Origin of the sequence: Mycolicibacterium mageritense (assembly GCF_010727475.1) — a bacterium.
GTDB classification, from domain to species: Bacteria; Actinomycetota; Actinomycetes; order Mycobacteriales; family Mycobacteriaceae; genus Mycobacterium; species Mycobacterium mageritense.
The window spans coordinates 3,380,335-3,396,088 of record NZ_AP022567.1 but is presented as its reverse complement, the minus strand read 5'-3'; the positions used below and the strand labels follow the sequence as shown (position 1 = coordinate 3,396,088).

Here is a 15,754-nt window from a genome sequence, read left to right as displayed (position 1 = left end):
CCGTGTGTTGATGCATCAGGGCATGGGGCTTGAGGCGTACAACGCATTGCCGATGCGACGCGCCGTCCACGCGGTCTACGAATGCTGCTACAGCGTTCCGCTGGCCGCCGATATCGCCCGCGCGCGGCCGTACGACACGCATGACGCGCTGTTCCGGCAGGCCGACGCGTTGTTGTTTGGCCTGTGTGAGGACTCGATCGACGGCATCCTGCAGGCCTACACGATCGGGCGGTGCTGGGAGCGCAGACCTGATGTGCAGGCAGAACTGGCCACCGCGGTTACCCGGTACAGCGACCGGTTCGGGTTCGGCTTCATCATGTGCACGGCCGACTGCCGCGCCGACGAGATCCTTGCCGTGCTCGCCGACCGGATGCACAACGACGACGAGACCGAACGCAAGATCGTGCGCAACGAGATGGCCCGCATCAACCGCGTGCGGTTGGAGCGCATGCTGGGCCCCGAGGGCGGCTTCTACAACTGGTGACCGCTCAGCGCGCCACGACGTTGCACAGCGGCTCGCCCCGCACGAGCCTGCCGATGTTCGCCGCGATGTCGGCGGCGCGGCCCGCGAACGTGTTCGCGGTGACGCCCGAGACATGCGGCGTCATCAAGACGTTCGGCAGCGTGTGGAAGGGGCATTCCGCGGGACTTCCGTAGCCGGTCGCGTCCGGGTAGCTGTACCACACGTCGATCGCGGCGGCCGCGATCACCCCCGTCGAAAGCGCTTCGTAGAGCGCCGTTTCCACCACCAGCGGGCCGCGACCGACGTTGATCAGCACACCCGTCTCGCCGAGGGCCCGGAGTTGAGCGGCGCCGATCATGCCGACCGTGCGTTCGGTGAGCGGCGCGCACACCACCACGACGTCCGATTCGGCCATCAACCGGTCGAGCCTGCCGGTGTCGCCGGCCCAGCCGAGCCCTTCGGTGGCCGCGTCGATTCGGCCGCTGCCGGTGACGGCGGCGCCTTCTGCGCCGAAGGCGCGCAGCAGCTTCCAGCTGCACCGCCCGATGTGCCCGAATCCGACGAACCCGACCCTCGCGCCGTGCAGTGAACCGGGTTGCGGGATCGACCGGTCGTACATCGACGACGCCCACCGGCCGGCTCGCAGCGCACGGTCCTGCGCGGGCAGATCGCGCCGCAGCATCACCGCTGCCGATGCGACGTACTCGGCGATCGACTGTTCGTGATGGAATGTGTTGGCCACCTGGGTTTCCGGCCGCAACGCCGAGAAGTCGACCCGGTCGGTGCCCGCGCCGTTGACGTGGATCAAGCGCAGCCGCGGAGCGGCCGCCGCCAGCTCGGCGGGAAACCGGCTGCCCACGAAGACCTCGGCGTCGGCCAGCTCGTCGAGGATCGCGCCGTCGCCCGGCAGGAACCAGCTGACGTCCACCGCGTCCGGCAAACCGGCCTCGAGCTGTGCGCGGTGCGGCACCAGATTCGAGTCAGCGATCACGATCTTCATCATCAATCCCTCTGCAGCGCCGGCCGTTTGCCGTCGAACGTCCACCCGGGGATCAGGTACTGCATGGCCGCGGCGTCGTCGCGCGCACCGAGGCCCTTGGACAGATACAGCTCGTGGGCCGCGGCCACGCGGTCGTCGTCGAGTTCCACACCGAGCCCCGGCGTGGTGGGCACATCGAGGTACCCGTCGACGATGCGGAACGGCTGCTTGGTGATGCGCTGGCCGTCCTGCCAGATCCAGTGGGTGTCGATCGCGGTGATGTGGCCCGGCGCCGCTGCCGCGACGTGGGTGAACATGGCCAGCGAAACGTCGAAGTGGTTGTTGGAGTGCGATCCCCACGTCAGGCCCCAGGCATCGCACAGCTGTGCGACCCGCACCGAGCCGCTCATGGTCCAGAAATGCGGGTCGGCCAGCGGGATGTCGACGGCGCCCGAGCGGATGGCGTGGCCCATCTCGCGCCAGTCGGTCGCGATCATGTTGGTAGCGGTCGGCAGGCCGGTGGCCCGCTTGAACTCGGCCATCACCTCCCGGCCCGAGAAGGTACCCTCTGGCCCGACCGGATCCTCGGCGTAGGCGAGCACATCGGTGAGGCCGCGGCAGGTCTGGATGGCGTCGGCCAGCAGCCAGCCACCGTTGGGGTCCAGGGTGATTCGTGCGTCGGGGAACCGTTCGGCGAGCGCGGTGACGGCCTTGGCCTCGTCCGCGGCGGGCAGGACGCCGCCCTTGAGCTTGAAATCCTCGAAGCCGTAGCGGGCGCGGGCGGCCTCGGCCAACCGGACCACTGCCTCGGGCGAGAGCGCCTCGTCGTGGCGGATCCGCAGCCAGTCGTCGGCATCCGCGGGTTCGTCGGCGGCGGACAGGTATGGCAGATCGGTGCGGTTGCGGTCGCCGACGAAGAACAGATAACCCAGCGCCTGCACGCGATCCCGCTGCCGGCCGTCGCCCAACAGCGCTGCGACCGGTACCCCCAGATGCTTGCCGAGCAGGTCGAGCAGGGCTGACTCGACCGCGGTGACCGCGTGGATCATGACCCGGAGATCGAAGGTCTGCGCGCCCCGGCCCGCACTGTCGCGGTCGGCGAACTCGCGCCGGATGCCGGCCAGGATCGCGTGGTAGGTGCCGATCGACCGGCCTTCGACGAGCGCACGGGCATCGTCGAGCGTGCGGCGGATCGGCTCACCGCCGGGCACTTCCCCGACGCCGGTGTTGCCGTCGGAGTCGGTGAGGACCACCAGGTTACGGGTGAAGTACGGCCCGTGCGCGCCGCTGAGGTTGAGCAGCATGCTGTCGTGACCCGCGATGGGGATCACGGTCATGCCGGTCACGACCGGTATGGATGTTTCGGCGTTCATGATGCTCCTGTTCATGCGAACCACTTGTCCCCGTTGGCCACCGGCCGCACCACGCGCGAAACCTTGTCGCACACCAGGCGCAGCGCCTCGACGATCTCCCGCTCCCGGTCCGGGGTGAGCCGTTCGAGCGGGACCGATGCGCTGATGGCGTCCGATGCCGGATTCCGGTAGCGCAGCGCGACAGCGAAACACTTGATGCCGACGGTGTTCTCCTCGTTGTCCGTGGCGTAGCCCCGGACCCGGGCCTCCTCGAGCGCCCGCTCGAGCGTTGCCCGATCGGTGATGGTGCGTGCGGTCAACGCGGGCAGCGCCGCGGGGATGTGCGCGTCGAGCTCGGCACCGAACCGCTCGGCCAGCAAGGCTTTTCCCAGCGCGGTCGTGTAGGCGGGCAGCCGGCGCCCGACCTTGTTGCTCGTGCGCACGTATTGCCGGGGTTCGCGGGTGGCCAGGTACACCACGTCGTCACCGTCCAGCCGGGCCAGGTGGAACGTCTCGTCGAGCTGGCCACGCAGATCGTCGAGGAACGGCGTGATCATCGGCAGGTACGGGTCGGCATCGAGATAGCTGGTGCCGACCAGCAGCGCCCGGATGCCGATGCTGTACTCGGTGCCCGCCTCGTCGGACCGCACCCAGCCCTGGTCCACGAGTGTGCGCAACAGGGCATGGGCCGAGCTGCGCGGCATCTGCAGGGCCGCACAGATTTCCCGCACCCGCGTCGGTTGGTCAGGCCGCGCCGCCAGGTACTCCAGCAGTTCAACGGTGCGGACCGCCGACTTCACCTTCGTCATTCACCCTCCAACCAACTGACGGACGATCAGCACCACCGCGCCGAGCGCCGAGATCACGATCGCGGCCCACCGTTGCCGTTTCCGGTCCAGATGCCGATTGACCAAGCGGGACAACAGGTATCCGGCGATAACGACGGGGATCAGCATCCCGAAGACCACCACGGTACGGTGGTCGATGGCGCCGGTCACGGCCAACAGCACGATCGACAGCACCGACCCGACCAGGAAGAACCCGCTCATGGTGCCGCGCAGCTTCGCGCCGCTGCTGTTTTGCCACACCAGCGCCATCGGTGGCCCGCCGATCGATGTCGCGGTGCCCAACACACCTGACGTGGCGCCGGCCAGCACCAGGTTGCGCCGGTGGGGCGTCGGCATCCACCCGAAACTGGTGAGCGCCACGCCCCCGAGCACCACGGCGGCCAGCACGTAGGCCAACGCCCGTTCGGGCAGCACCACGAGCAGCAGCGCGCCCGCGACGGTGCCCGGAACCCGCCCTGCCAGTGCCCATCCGGTTCCGGCCAGGTCGATGGCCTCCCGTTCCCGCACGACGACCAACAACGTGACGGCGGTGGCCAGCATGATGAGCGTGCCGGGAATCAGGCTCGGATCCACCACGGCGACGATCGGTGCCGCCAGCATGCCGAGGCCGAAACCGATCGACGCCTGCAGACACGAGCCGAGCAGGATCGCCACGGCGATGATCACATAGCCGGCGGCGCTCACGCCGAGACCGGCACGGCCGGCTGCAGGGGATGGTGGCATTCGGCGACATGCCCCGAGTCGTCGTGCGCGGCGGGCTCGTGCGTCGCGCAGATCTCGGTCGCCTGCCAGCATCGCGTTCGGAACCGGCAGCCCGAGGGCGGATTCAGCGGTGACGGTACCTCGCCGCTCAGCAGGATGCGGTCGCCGCGGTCCGCGGCGTCCAGTTTCGGTGCCGCCGACATCAGCGCCGCGGTGTAGGGATGCGCGGGGCTGCGGTACACGTCCTCGGTGCGGCCGCTTTCGATCATGCGGCCCAGGTACATCACCGTCACACGGTCCGCCACGTGCCGCACCACCGAAAGGTCGTGCGATATGAAGAGGTAGGAGATCTTCAGTTCCTGTTGCAGATCGTTGAGCAGGTTGAGTACCTGCGCCTGCACCGAAAGGTCCAGCGCCGAAACGGGTTCGTCGCAGATGATGACATCGGGGTCCAGCGCCAGGGCCCTGGCGATGCCGATGCGCTGGCGCTGGCCGCCGGAGAATTCCTGCGGATACTTGTCGGCCGCCTTGGCACCGAGCCCGACCATGTCGAGCAGCCCACGCATGCGCAGCTCGCGGTCCTTACGATTCGGGTACAGGGTCTTGTGGGTGCGCCAGGGCTCGGAGATGATGTCGCCCGCCGTCATCCGGGAGTTCAGCGACGCGTAGGGATCCTGGAACACCATCTGCACGCGGCGGCGGAACTTCAAGAGCTCCTTGCCGCGCAGGCTGAAGGGATCGATGCCGTCGAAGGTCACCGACCCCGCATCGGGACGTTCTAGCATCATCAATGTGCGTGCGAGCGTGGACTTTCCGCAACCAGACTCCCCCACCAGACCCAACGTTTCACCCCGGGCCAGGTCGAGGTCGATGCCGTCGAGCGCGGTGAGCCGGTTCTTGCCCACCCGGAATGACTTGCGCAGGCCACGGACCTCTAGCAGTTGCTCAGACATCTGCAATTTCTCCTCCTCGCGTGCGGACCGCAGTTTCCTCCGGGAAATGGCAAGCACTGCGCCGGCCGTCGCCGCGCAGCTCGGGCCGAGTGGTGGTGCAGATCTCCCGGGCCAGCGGGCACCGCGCCTGGTACACGCAGCCGGCCGGGATCGAGTGCAGGTCCGGTGGCGAGCCGCCGATCGACTTGAGGGTCTCGCCGCGCACCGCGTGCACGGGCACCGAACTCAGCAGCCCTTTGGTGTACGGGTGCCTGGGGTCACTGAAAACCTCTGACACCGGCCCGGTCTCGACGATCTGCCCGGCGTACATCACGGCGACCCGGTCGGCCTCCTCGGCCACCAGTGCCAGGTCGTGCGTGATGAGCACGACGGCCATGTGGTACTCGGTGCGCAGATCCCGCAGCAGGGCCATGATCTGGGCCTGCACCGTGACGTCGAGCGCTGTGGTGGGTTCGTCGGCGATCAGCACGCTGGGGTTGAGCGCGACCGCCATCGCGATCAGTAGGCGCTGGCGCATACCGCCGGAGAACTGATGCGGGTACGAGTTGAGCCGCGACTCGGGCTGCGGGATCCCGACGCGAGCCATGAGTTCGACAGCCTTGCGTTTGGCGTCCTTGGCGCTCATGCCCTGGTGGATCCGGAACGGCTCGGCCAGTTGGGTTCCCACGGTGTAGAGCGGATTGAGGGCCGTGAGCGCGTCCTGGAACACGATGGCCAGTTCGGTGCCCGCGATCTCGCGGCGCTTCTTGCGGTCGGCGCTGAACAGTTCGACGTCGCCGAGCCTGGCCGAACCGGCCGACACCCTGGCCACCGGCTCGAGCAGGCCGACAAGCGCGGTCGCGGTCATGGACTTGCCGCAGCCGGATTCGCCCAGCAGGGCGAGGGTTTCGCCGCGGTGCGCCGAGAAGCTCACGTTGTCGACCGCGCGGACGGTGCCGGTGATGGTGCGGATGTCGACGCACATGCCCTCCACCTGCAGGGCGGCCTGGTCCACCATCGTGGTCATGAGAGGGCCTTTCCGGTCTTGGCGAAGCGGGACAAGCGGTTCTGGGGCACGGTGAGCCGCCAGCGCTGGCCCGGGTCGGTCGCGATGCGGGCCCACGCGGCGAGGATCGTCGCCGACACCGTGGTGATCACGATGGCCAGGCCGGGGAAGAACGACAGCCACCACGCGGTGTGGAGATACGTGCGGCCCTGGGAAACCATGAGGCCCCAGCTGATGTCAGGCGGCTGGATGCCGATGCCCAGGAAGCTCAGCGAACTCTCCGCGAGCATGACGTAGCAGAAGTCGAGGGTCGCGACCGTCAGCAGCGTCGGCAGCACGATCGGCACGACGTGGCGCATGATGATCGACGTCGCACCCGCCCCGAACGTGCGGGCCGCGTCGACGAACACACGGCTCTGCAGCTCGGCGGACTCGGCGCGGGCGGTGCGCAGGTAGACCGGGATGCGCGTGATGGCCAGCACCAGCACGATATTGGCCGCGCTGGGCGAGAACACATACAGCACCACCACGGCCAGCAGGAGCGACGGGAAGCTCATGATGACGTCGGCCACCCGCATGGCCACGGTCTCGCGCCAGCCCCGGTGGTAGCCGGCCCACATGCCGATCACCGAGCCGACCACGGCCGAGATCACCACGGCCGGAACGGCTACCGACAGTGTGGTGCGGCTCGCGACGATGAGCCGCGCCAGCATGCTGCGCCCCAGCGGGTCCGTGCCGAGCACGTTGGCCCAGCCGTGCGCGAGCGTGAACGGCGCCTGATTGGAGTTGTCCAGGTCGATGTCGGTGGCGAGATCGCCGACCAGCATGGGACCGACGATCGCGGTCAGGAAGACCAGGCCAAGCACCACGGCCGCGGCGGCCGCGACCCGGTCGTTGCCCAGCATCCGGAGCCATACCCCGCGATCGCGCCGCTTGCCGGTGGCGGTTTCGGCCTCACCGATGATCGCCGTCGTGGGTTTGGCCGGAATCAGGTCGATCTGCGTGCTCATGTCGGTGATCTCCTAAACCCTGGCCGGTTCCCGCACCCGCGCGTCGAGTAGCGCGTAGCAGGCGTCGATGACGATGTTGAGGACGAAAATGCTGACGGCCGTGAGCAGTACGGCCGCCTGGAGCACCGCGAAGTCGCGTTGCAGGATCGCGTCGATCATGAGCTTGCCGATGCCGGGCCAGCCGAAGATGGCCTCGACCACCACCGCACCGTTGATCAGGCCGACCGCGAGATCGCCTGCCACCGTCAGAGCGGGTGCGGCCGCGTTGCGCAGGGCGTGATGGCTGACCACCCGCAGGTCGCCTGCGCCCTTGCTCCGGGCGAGCCGGATGTAGGGCGCGGACAGTGCCGAGACCATGGCGCCGCGCACCACCTGGGTGAGCACGCCGAGCGGACGGATCATCAGGGTCGCGACCGGCAGGATCCAGGACAGCACACCGCTGTCCACACCCGAGGTCGGCAGCCAGCCCAGCAGCACCGCGAAAAGCCACACCCCGGTGATCGCGAACCAGAAGTCCGGGATGGAGGCCGCTGTCATCGACAGCAGGCTGGAGAAGCGGTCGGCCAACGAGTTCGGCCGGTACGCCGCCCAGCAACCGATGATCACGGCGCCGATGATCGCCAGAATCATTGTGGTGAAGGCCAGTTGAAGCGTGGCCGGGAAAGCGCGCAGCGCCATCTCGGACGCCGATTCCCCGGTGCGCAGCGACGTGCCGAAGTCGAGGTGGATGACGCCCCGGAAGTAGTCGGCCATCTGGGTGAGCAGCGGAGCGTCGAATCCGTGCGATGCGGCGAACTCGGCGCGCTGTTCGGCGGTCGCCGATTCCGGCAGGTACAGGTTGGTGGGGTCACCGGTCAGCCGGGCCAGCAGGAACACACCCAGCAGCACGATGATCAACGGCAGGGCGCTCGTGTACATCCGGCGCCGGAGGAATGGGAACATCGCTGGGGCCTTCCCGTCACTGCTTGTCGGAGGACTCGGTGCCGGCGAATGTCATCTGGGACAGCCGCATCTCGTCACCGGTTGCCGAGTTGGGCTGGTAGTCGACCCGCGGGGATTTCGCGAGCACGCCGGTCATATGGGCGATGTAGGCGAACTGGCCGATCTCGCTGGGTTCGTCGGCGAACACCTTGGCGTACGCGCCCTGGCGCTGCTGGCCCGTCAGTTCGCCGGCCTGCTCGATTTTCGCGTCGAAAGCCGGTGTGCCGTATGCACTCTGCGCGCCGTCGCTGCGCATGTACTGGTCGACGCTGAACGCCGCGTCACCGGCCTGGTTGCCGTGCATGATCAGCGCGATGAACGGCCCGGCGTTGGCCGGGAACGGCTGCAGCTGGTACTGCAGCTGTGCCGCGGTGTCCATCATCTCGATCTTGACGTTGAGGCCGATCTTGGCCAGCTCGTTCTGGATCACCTCGACGGTCTCGGTGACCTTGGGGAACTGGCTGTTCCGCCCGATCAACCGGATCTGGCGGTCGACCGGCACGCCGTCTGCCCTGGCCTCGTCGACCAGGTGCTTGGCCTTGTCGGGATCGTAGGGCCACAGCGGGAGATCCTTGTTGTAGCCGACGACGCCTTCGGGGATCAGCTGCGAAGCGGGTTCGCCGAGACCACGGAAGAGTGCCTTGACGATGCCGGTGCGGTTGACCGAGTAGTTGATCGCGTGGCGGATCCGGATGTCGTTCAGCGGTGCCTCGGTGGCCGTGATCCGCAGTGCGGTGGTCTCGTTGTTGGGGAACGGCACGCCGAGTTCTTCGGCGCCGTCCTCCGGCCCGACTGAGGTGCCGATGTCGGCTTCGTCGTTGACTACCATCGCGGCACGCACGCTTCCCTCACTGCGCCACTGGTATTCGGCGCGGGCGAAGTCCGGCTTGGTGCCCCAGTACGTCTCGTTGCGGTGCAGCACGAGCTTCTGGCCGTAGTCCCATTTCTCGATCGCATAGGGGCCGGTGCCGATCGGTTCGCGGACCTTCGCGGCCATGCTGGTGGTTTTCGGCACGATCTCCACGAACGAGATGCGCAGCGGCAGAATGGGATCGGGCTTGGGGGTGCCCACCACCACGGTGTGCTCGTCGGGCGCGGACACGTCGAGTTTGTCGTCGCCGAACACGTAGCCGTCGACGTTGCACTGCAGGTCGGAGTTGACCGCGCGGTCGATGGAGAAGGCCGCGTCGGCCGCGGTGAACGGCGTGCCGTCGGAGAACGTCACGCCCGGGCGGGTGGTGAACGTCCACTGGTTCGGCGAGGTTTGGCGCCACTGCGTGGCCAGCAGCGGCTGCAGATCACCGGTTCCCGGATCCCGTTCGATCAGCGGCTCGGTGATGTTGGACCGCACCACCACGCCGGTCGAGGTCAGCGAGCTCTCGCACGGTTCGAGCGTGGGCGGCTCCTGCGGCAGCACGATCCGCAACGTGTTGGGGTCGTAGCCACCGTGGGCCGTGTTGGCGACTGTGCAACCCGCGGTCGCGGTGCACAGCGCGGCGGAGAGGACGGCCAGCGTGCGCTGCGTTCGGCGGGGAACGGGCCTCATTGGATCCTCCAGGGTGTGACGTCCACGTATGTGGATGCTGGCTGTGACCGCAGACACAACCTAAGAACCTGTGCCGAACACCGTCAACCCGGCGAAATCGGTCGGGAAAGCCAAAATGCCTGGACTACTGGGCCGGGTAAGGCGACCACAATTTGGGGCTTGACCTGCGCGTTTACCCATGCCGAAAGACGATCGATGCGGCGAACGCACCGCCGCGCCGGTAATTATGCGGCTTGCGTATTAACCCATGCTATTTCCGTGTTGGACGGGTATTTGCAGGCACGCCTACCGTTACCGGCATGGATGCTCCCGCTCGCCGCGTGTTGCAGGTCGGTCCACTCAAGCCGTCGCTGGCCGAGACGCTGCGCACCAGCCACCAGGCATACGTGCTGCCCGACGACGGTGCCGAGCGGCAGGCGTTCCTCGCCGAGCACGGCGCGGAGATCGTGGCGGCCGTGACCTCGGGCCGCACCGGCGTCGGCGCCGCGCTCATGGCGGAGCTGCCCAATCTGGGCGCGGTCGTGAACTTCGGCGTCGGCTACGACACGACTGATGTCGACGCGGCCGCCGCACGCGGCGTCGCGGTCAGCAACACCCCAGACGTGCTGAGCGACTGCGTCGCCGACACTGCCGTGGGCCTGCTCATCGACACCATGCGGCAGTTCTCGGCGTCCGACCGTTACCTGCGCGCGGGCCGCTGGGCCGTCGACGGTAATTACCCTCTGACGCACAAGGTTTCAGGCTCCCGCGTCGGCATCATCGGGCTCGGCCGCATCGGCACCGCGATCGCCACGCGACTGCGCGCCTTCGACTGCCGCATCAGCTACCACAACCGCAACGAGATCGCGGACAGCCCGTACACCTACGTCGGGTCACCGGCCGAGCTCGCGCGCCAGGTCGACGTCCTGGTGATCGCCGCGGCGGGCGGCAACGGCACGCGCCACCTGGTGGACCGCGAGGTGCTCGATGCGCTGGGCGCCGACGGCTACCTGATCAACATCGCGCGCGGCAGCGTCGTCGATCAGGACGCTCTCGTCGAGGCGCTGACACAGGGCCGGCTCGCCGGTGCGGGACTCGACGTGTTCGCCGACGAACCGAACGTGCCCGAAGCCCTGACGGCGCTCGACAACGTCGTGCTGCTCCCCCACGTCGGCAGCGGCACCGTCGAGACCCGCGCCGCCATGGAGGCGCTGACGCTGGCGAACCTGGACCGCTTCCTGGATTCCGGGGAACTCGTCACGCCGGTGCCCATGCCTGCCGCAACCGGGTAGGTCTTGCGGGAAAAGGGATTTTATGGCTCCGGCGGCGGGTCTCTAGCGTCGGATTCATGGAGTGGAATTTTCAGTCGGCCGGTGAACTGGCGGTCGCGTTGCGCTCTGGTGCCGTTTCCTCGGCCGAGCTGACCGACGCGGCGATCGCGCGGATCGAACGGCTCGACGGGACGATCAACGCGATCTGTGTGCGTGACTTCGATCGGGCACGAAAGGCCGCACGGCAAGCCGACCAGGCGCGTGCCCAGGGCGAGGATCGGCCGCTGCTCGGAATTCCGGTGACGGTCAAGGAGTCCTACAACATGGCCGGGCTGCCCACGACGTGGGGCATGCCGCAATGCCGGGACTTCGTGCCCGCAGAGGACGCGGTGCAGGTGTCGCGGCTCAAGGCCGCAGGCGCGGTGGTCCTGGGCAAGACCAACGTGCCGCTTGGCCTGCAAGACATCCAGAGCTTCAACGACCTCTACGGCACGACCAACAATCCATGGGATCCCGGTCGCACGGCGGGCGGCTCCTCGGGCGGATCGGCAGCGGCCCTGGCGTGCGGGTTCGGCGCCCTGTCGATCGGCTCCGACCTCGCCGGTTCATTGCGCACCCCCGCGCACTTCTGCGGTGTCTACGCGCACAAGCCGACGCTCGGGCTGGCGGCCACGCGCGGTATGACCCCGCCACCGGCTCCCGCCCTGCCTGCCGAGTCCGACCTCGCGGTCGTCGGCCCGATGGCACGCACCGCCCGCGATCTCACCCTGCTGCTCGAGGTGATGGCCGGGCCGGACCCGCTGACTCTCGGTGTGGCGCACGAGGTGACGCTGCCGCCCCCGCGCCACGAGCGGCTCGCCGATTTCCGGGTCTTGGTCCTCGACGAGCATCCGCTCATCGCGACCGGGGCCGCGGTCCGGGCAGGCGTTGACCGGGTGGCCGACGCGCTCGTCGCCGGTGGTGCTCGTGTCGAACGCCACAGTCCGCTGCTGCCCGACCTGGCCGAGGCCGCGGTGCTGTACACGCAGTTGCTGTTTTCCGGCTCCGCGGCGCGATTTCCCGTCGATTCGTACGAGCAGCTGCTGGCCCGCGCCGACGGCCTGAGTGCCGACGATCAGAGCCTCGATGCGGCACGGCTGCGCGGGATGGTGTTGAGCCACCGCGACTGGATCGAGGTGAACAACCGTCGCGAACTGCACCGCCACGGCTGGCGGCAGCTGTTCGGCGAGTTCGACGCCGTGGTATGCCCGATCACGCCGACTCCCGCGTTCGGCCACGACCACGACCCGGATCTGTTGGGACGTCGGCTCGACATCGACGGCGTCGAGCACGCGTACTTCGACCAGCTCGTCTGGGCCGGTGTGCCGACGATGCCGGGCCTGCCAGCCGCCGCGATCCCCGCGGGGCGCTCACCCGAGGGGCTACCGGTGGGAGTGCAGCTGATCGGACCGATGTTCGAGGACCGCACGCCGCTGCGGCTGGCCGAACTGCTCGAGCAGCAGATCGGCGGCTTCCAGACACCGAATTCGACGCAAATGTCGTGATCCGCCAGTGGCAGCGACAATTTCGTCGATCTCGACGCGGTCAGCCCACCACGTCCTCGACCAGATCGTCGGTCGTCCATTCGCGCGGCGGGAGTACGTCGCGCAACATGCGCAGCAGTGCCGGGTTGGTGCTGTCGCCGCGCCAGGCCGCGTCGAGCTCGACGGGCCGCTCCCGGAACGCGCCGATCGAGCGGAACCGCACACCCTCGGGATGCAGCGTCGCCGCTGACGCCGGGACCAGCGCGATGCCGATGCCGGAGCGGACCAACACCAGCATGGTGTGCACCTGCGTGACGTACTGGACGTATCGCGGCGTCGCACCCGCGATGGTGAAGGTACTGATCAGCAACTCGTTGAAATAGCGGGCCTGCACGGGCGAGTACATGATCATGTCCTGGCCGTCGAGGTCGTTGAGCGTCAGCTGACGGCCGATGTCGCCCAACGGATGACCGACCGGCATGGCCGCGATGAGCTGCTCGTGCAGCAGCGGCCGCGACACCAGACCGGGGCGCTTCAGCGGCGGCCGGCACATGCCGAGATCCAGCTCGCCGGTCATGAGCCCTTCGATCTGCGCGGCCGTAACCATCTCGCGCAGGTCGAGTTTCACGTCGGGCAGGTGTTCGCGGGCCGCGTCGAGCAGGCGCGGCATCGCGGCGTGCGCCGAGGCCGCGGTGAACCCGATCACGACGGTGCCGAGATCGCCTGCTGGAACCCGTTTTACGTTGAGCGCCGCGCCTTCGGCCAGCTGCAGGATCCGGCGGGCGTCGGGCAGGAACGCCACCCCGGCCGGCGTGAGCGTGACCGACCGCGTGGTGCGGTCGATCAGGTGCACGCCGAGCTCACTCTCCAACTGCTGGATCTGCCTGCTCAGCGGTGGCTGCGTCATGTGCAGCCGCTCGGCGGCCCGGCCGAAATGCAGCTCCTCGGCGACCGCGATGAAGCACGACAGTCTCGACAGTGAGAACACCGCTGAAGCCTATCGGTTCATGCCGGTGCGGCATGAATGGACGCCGGAAATCGTGCGAATGGGAATGGCGAGGTCGCCGGCCGGTGATACCGGGTTTCTTTCCGGTGGCAGCAGCGCCCTGGACGCCGACGAAGCCGAATGTTACGGTTTTGCCGAATCGTTTCGGCAATTTCTGTCGTGGAGATTCTCCAAGGCGGTTCGCCAATGAGGCGCGAGATTCTCGCGGGCAAAGAGAAGTGAGGAAAGCATGACCGAAGTGACTGTCGGCTCGTTCGACGAGACGATGTGGAGCGGCCTCCTGCACGGGGGCCACGGCGGAACCTTTATGGGTGTGCCGAGCATCGAACTCGACCGCGACGTGATCAGAGCGTCCGGAACGAAGGCCGTCGTATACGGATTTCCGTTCGACGCGACGACGATCAGCCGAAGCGGCGCGAACTACGGACCTCGGGCGATTCGCGAAACGTCGGTGCAGTTCACGAACTTCCAGGCGACCTACGACTTCGACCTCTTCGCGCACCTTCCACTCGCCGACGGCGGCGACTGCAAAGTGGCCCTCGGAAACACCGTGAAAACCTTCGAGCGGGTGGAGGCTGATATCGCCGAGATCGTGGCAGGCGGAGCGATTCCCGTGGTCTTCGGCGGTGACCATTCGGTGAGCATTCCGGTCGGCAAGGCCGCCAAGCGAGTGGGAACGAGCCCGGGCTGGGTTCAGTTCGACACACACCTCGATGCCGCACCGCACGTCGGAGGTGAGGAACTGAATCACTGCTGCACGATCACACGTGCGGTCGACAACGGCTACGATCCTTCGAAGATCGTGCTCGTCGGAATCAGCGGGTGGATGAACCCGAAGACGGAGCTGAAATACTGCCGAGACCAAGGCATTCGGGTGATCTGGCTTGAGGACATCTGGGAGCACGGGGCCGCCTGGGTCGTCGATCAGATTCTCGAGCGGGTCGGCGAGGAAGGGTTCTATCTGACCTTCGACGTCGATTCACTCGACGCCGCCTACGCGCCGGGAACCTGCGCGCCGACTCCTGGCGGTATGACCATGCGGGAGGCGCTGGAAATCGTTCGAGGCATCTCTCCTGCTGGATTGATCGGCATCGATGTCGCTGAGGCACTTCCCGCGCATGACCATTCGACCCGAACTCAGCTGATCGCCGGCCGGATCGTGCTGGAGGCGCTCGCATTTCACGCAGACTCCCCCAGCACGCCGGTCAAGGTCGGCTGAATCGACGTCCGTGTGTGCGAAGCCGGCGTCGCCTCCACCTACGATTCGTAGAGTTCGGGGCGGCGCTGGCCGAGCATGTCTGTCGCTCCCCCGCTGCGCAAATCCACTTCCACATCCGCAGTCGCACTGCCGGTCTCAACGGAGTCGAGCGCAGCCAGCACCGTGCCGTCGCGGTCGACGATCCGGCTCGATCCGCAGAAGCGGTGCCCTGATTCCGCCCCGATTCGGTTCGCGTACGCCAGCGGGACGCGATTCTCCAGTGCGCGTGAAGTCGCGGCGATGAGATGATCGCGCTCGTAGGGGTGCATGTTGGCCGAGCCCGCGACAAGGAGCTCGGCCCCGCGAAGCACGAGAGTGCGGGACACCTCGGGGAACTCGAGTTCGAAACAGTTCAGCACGCCGATCTTGGTGTCACAGAGGGTCACCGGTGCGAGCACATCGCCGCTGAGAAATGCCTCGCGTTCAGCCCCGAACAGGTGCGTTTTGCGAATGGGCTCGTTGACGGTGCCGTCTCGGTCGATGGCCAGATAAGAATCGAAAAAGCCTCCGGGGCCGTCCTCGACGTAACCGGTCAACAGTGCTGTACCCGTCGTACGACAGCAATCCGCGAGTGATGCGATCCGGGGATCATCGCGCTGTAGCGCGATTTCTGCGAGTGCGCTCGTCTGGTACCCCGACAGGAAGAGCTCCGGGAAGACGATCAGATCCGTTTCGCACGCCGCAGCGATGCCCTCTCGGATCCGAGAAATGTTGCGTTCAAGATCACGGGAGCCGGGCGCTTCTTGAATCACTGTGAGTCGCAGAGTTTTTGATGGCGTCATTGAGGTTCCGATCTCTATGGGGTGCAGAGAAGGTCAGGTGTCGCGTGAATCGTTTCGAGGAATGAATGCGGTTCCAACAGCACTTTAACGCCGGGTTGTCAAAACGTTTCGGCTTC

16 protein-coding genes are annotated in these 15,754 nt (G+C 67.4%); 5 read left to right on the top strand and 11 right to left on the bottom strand.

Annotated elements, in window-relative coordinates; genetic code table 11:
- Positions 1-4: 4 nt before the first annotated feature.
- Positions 5-484 (top strand): 2-oxo-4-hydroxy-4-carboxy-5-ureidoimidazoline decarboxylase, encoded by a 480-nt coding sequence (locus G6N67_RS16225; RefSeq protein ID WP_230021661.1) that lies wholly within the window; start codon positions 5-7, stop codon positions 482-484.
- A gap of 4 nt (positions 485-488) precedes the next feature.
- Here G6N67_RS16225 and G6N67_RS16220 read toward each other — a convergent pair whose 3' ends face one another.
- Genes G6N67_RS16220 through G6N67_RS16180 form a run of 9 tightly spaced genes read right to left on the bottom strand, consistent with a single transcriptional unit; the run spans position 489 to position 9,819 of the window.
- Entirely contained in the window at positions 489-1,463 is a 975-nt protein-coding gene (locus tag G6N67_RS16220; RefSeq protein ID WP_036432018.1) for a 2-hydroxyacid dehydrogenase, read from the bottom strand.
- Between the two features lie 2 nt (positions 1,464-1,465).
- A complete protein-coding gene (locus G6N67_RS16215) occupies positions 1,466-2,815 on the bottom strand; it encodes an enolase C-terminal domain-like protein (protein ID WP_036435341.1) in 1,350 nt (449 codons plus the stop codon).
- A gap of 11 nt (positions 2,816-2,826) precedes the next feature.
- Entirely contained in the window at positions 2,827-3,603 is a 777-nt protein-coding gene (locus G6N67_RS16210) for an IclR family transcriptional regulator (protein WP_036432015.1), read from the bottom strand.
- Complete coding sequence (locus tag G6N67_RS16205) at positions 3,604-4,326, bottom strand: sulfite exporter TauE/SafE family protein (RefSeq protein ID WP_036432012.1); 723 nt, start codon at positions 4,324-4,326, stop codon at positions 3,604-3,606. It abuts the gene before it with no gap.
- Entirely contained in the window at positions 4,323-5,297 is a 975-nt protein-coding gene (locus tag G6N67_RS16200; protein WP_036432010.1) for an ABC transporter ATP-binding protein, read from the bottom strand. The genes G6N67_RS16205 and G6N67_RS16200 overlap by 4 nt, the downstream gene beginning before the upstream one ends.
- Positions 5,290-6,294 (bottom strand): ABC transporter ATP-binding protein, encoded by a 1,005-nt coding sequence (locus tag G6N67_RS16195; RefSeq protein WP_179976864.1) that lies wholly within the window; start codon positions 6,292-6,294, stop codon positions 5,290-5,292. The genes G6N67_RS16200 and G6N67_RS16195 overlap by 8 nt, the downstream gene beginning before the upstream one ends.
- A 5-nt stretch (positions 6,295-6,299) precedes the next feature.
- A complete protein-coding gene (locus G6N67_RS16190) occupies positions 6,300-7,292 on the bottom strand; it encodes an ABC transporter permease (RefSeq protein WP_036432005.1) in 993 nt (330 codons plus the stop codon).
- 12 nt (positions 7,293-7,304) lie between these two features.
- Entirely contained in the window at positions 7,305-8,234 is a 930-nt protein-coding gene (locus G6N67_RS16185; RefSeq protein ID WP_036432003.1) for an ABC transporter permease, read from the bottom strand.
- A 16-nt stretch (positions 8,235-8,250) separates the two neighbouring features.
- Positions 8,251-9,819, bottom strand: a complete 1,569-nt coding sequence (locus G6N67_RS16180; protein WP_036432001.1) for an ABC transporter substrate-binding protein — start codon at positions 9,817-9,819, stop codon at positions 8,251-8,253.
- A 299-nt stretch (positions 9,820-10,118) separates the two neighbouring features.
- On the opposite strand from G6N67_RS16180, the gene G6N67_RS16175 reads away from it, so the two are divergent.
- Both G6N67_RS16175 and G6N67_RS16170 read left to right on the top strand, forming a co-directional pair.
- Positions 10,119-11,090: a 2-hydroxyacid dehydrogenase gene (locus G6N67_RS16175; RefSeq protein WP_081812507.1), complete on the top strand. Its 972-nt coding sequence runs from the start codon at positions 10,119-10,121 to the stop codon at positions 11,088-11,090.
- A 56-nt stretch (positions 11,091-11,146) separates the two neighbouring features.
- The gene (locus G6N67_RS16170; RefSeq protein ID WP_036431996.1) at positions 11,147-12,613 is read left to right on the top strand and encodes an amidase; all 1,467 of its coding nucleotides are present in this window, start codon (positions 11,147-11,149) and stop codon (positions 12,611-12,613) included.
- Positions 12,614-12,653: 40 nt separating this feature from the next.
- Here G6N67_RS16170 and G6N67_RS16165 read toward each other — a convergent pair whose 3' ends face one another.
- Positions 12,654-13,580: a LysR family transcriptional regulator gene (locus G6N67_RS16165; protein WP_036431992.1), complete on the bottom strand. Its 927-nt coding sequence runs from the start codon at positions 13,578-13,580 to the stop codon at positions 12,654-12,656.
- Between G6N67_RS16165 and G6N67_RS16160 the strand changes: the two genes are divergently transcribed.
- On the top strand, positions 13,549-13,788 hold the full coding sequence (locus tag G6N67_RS16160; RefSeq protein WP_131524664.1) for a hypothetical protein: 240 nt from the start codon (positions 13,549-13,551) through the stop codon (positions 13,786-13,788). The genes G6N67_RS16165 and G6N67_RS16160 overlap by 32 nt on opposite strands.
- A gap of 39 nt (positions 13,789-13,827) precedes the next feature.
- On the top strand, positions 13,828-14,817 hold the full coding sequence (gene speB, locus G6N67_RS16155; protein ID WP_036431989.1) for an agmatinase: 990 nt from the start codon (positions 13,828-13,830) through the stop codon (positions 14,815-14,817).
- Between the two features lie 38 nt (positions 14,818-14,855).
- On the opposite strand, the gene G6N67_RS16150 is transcribed toward speB, so the two are convergent.
- Positions 14,856-15,638 (bottom strand): nitrilase-related carbon-nitrogen hydrolase, encoded by a 783-nt coding sequence (locus G6N67_RS16150; protein ID WP_081812506.1) that lies wholly within the window; start codon positions 15,636-15,638, stop codon positions 14,856-14,858.
- Positions 15,639-15,754: the final 116 nt, after the last annotated feature.

What these genes read in the sequence shown, in the direction of transcription:
- G6N67_RS16220 (WP_036432018.1), bottom strand. Translation starts at nt 1,463, where the DNA reads ATGAAGATCGTGATCGCTGACTCGAATCTGGTGCCGCACCGCGCACAG.
- G6N67_RS16215 (WP_036435341.1), bottom strand. Translation starts at nt 2,815, where the DNA reads ATGAACGCCGAAACATCCATACCGGTCGTGACCGGCATGACCGTGATC.
- G6N67_RS16210 (WP_036432015.1), bottom strand. Translation starts at nt 3,603, where the DNA reads ATGACGAAGGTGAAGTCGGCGGTCCGCACCGTTGAACTGCTGGAGTAC.
- G6N67_RS16200 (WP_036432010.1), bottom strand. Translation starts at nt 5,297, where the DNA reads ATGTCTGAGCAACTGCTAGAGGTCCGTGGCCTGCGCAAGTCATTCCGG.
- G6N67_RS16195 (WP_179976864.1), bottom strand. Translation starts at nt 6,294, where the DNA reads ATGGTGGACCAGGCCGCCCTGCAGGTGGAGGGCATGTGCGTCGACATC.
- G6N67_RS16190 (WP_036432005.1), bottom strand. Translation starts at nt 7,292, where the DNA reads ATGAGCACGCAGATCGACCTGATTCCGGCCAAACCCACGACGGCGATC.
- G6N67_RS16185 (WP_036432003.1), bottom strand. Translation starts at nt 8,234, where the DNA reads ATGTTCCCATTCCTCCGGCGCCGGATGTACACGAGCGCCCTGCCGTTG.
- G6N67_RS16180 (WP_036432001.1), bottom strand. Translation starts at nt 9,819, where the DNA reads ATGAGGCCCGTTCCCCGCCGAACGCAGCGCACGCTGGCCGTCCTCTCC.
- G6N67_RS16175 (WP_081812507.1), top strand. Translation starts at nt 10,119, where the DNA reads ATGGATGCTCCCGCTCGCCGCGTGTTGCAGGTCGGTCCACTCAAGCCG.
- G6N67_RS16170 (WP_036431996.1), top strand. Translation starts at nt 11,147, where the DNA reads ATGGAGTGGAATTTTCAGTCGGCCGGTGAACTGGCGGTCGCGTTGCGC.
- G6N67_RS16160 (WP_131524664.1), top strand. Translation starts at nt 13,549, where the DNA reads ATGAAGCACGACAGTCTCGACAGTGAGAACACCGCTGAAGCCTATCGG.
- speB (WP_036431989.1), top strand. Translation starts at nt 13,828, where the DNA reads ATGACCGAAGTGACTGTCGGCTCGTTCGACGAGACGATGTGGAGCGGC.
- G6N67_RS16150 (WP_081812506.1), bottom strand. Translation starts at nt 15,638, where the DNA reads ATGACGCCATCAAAAACTCTGCGACTCACAGTGATTCAAGAAGCGCCC.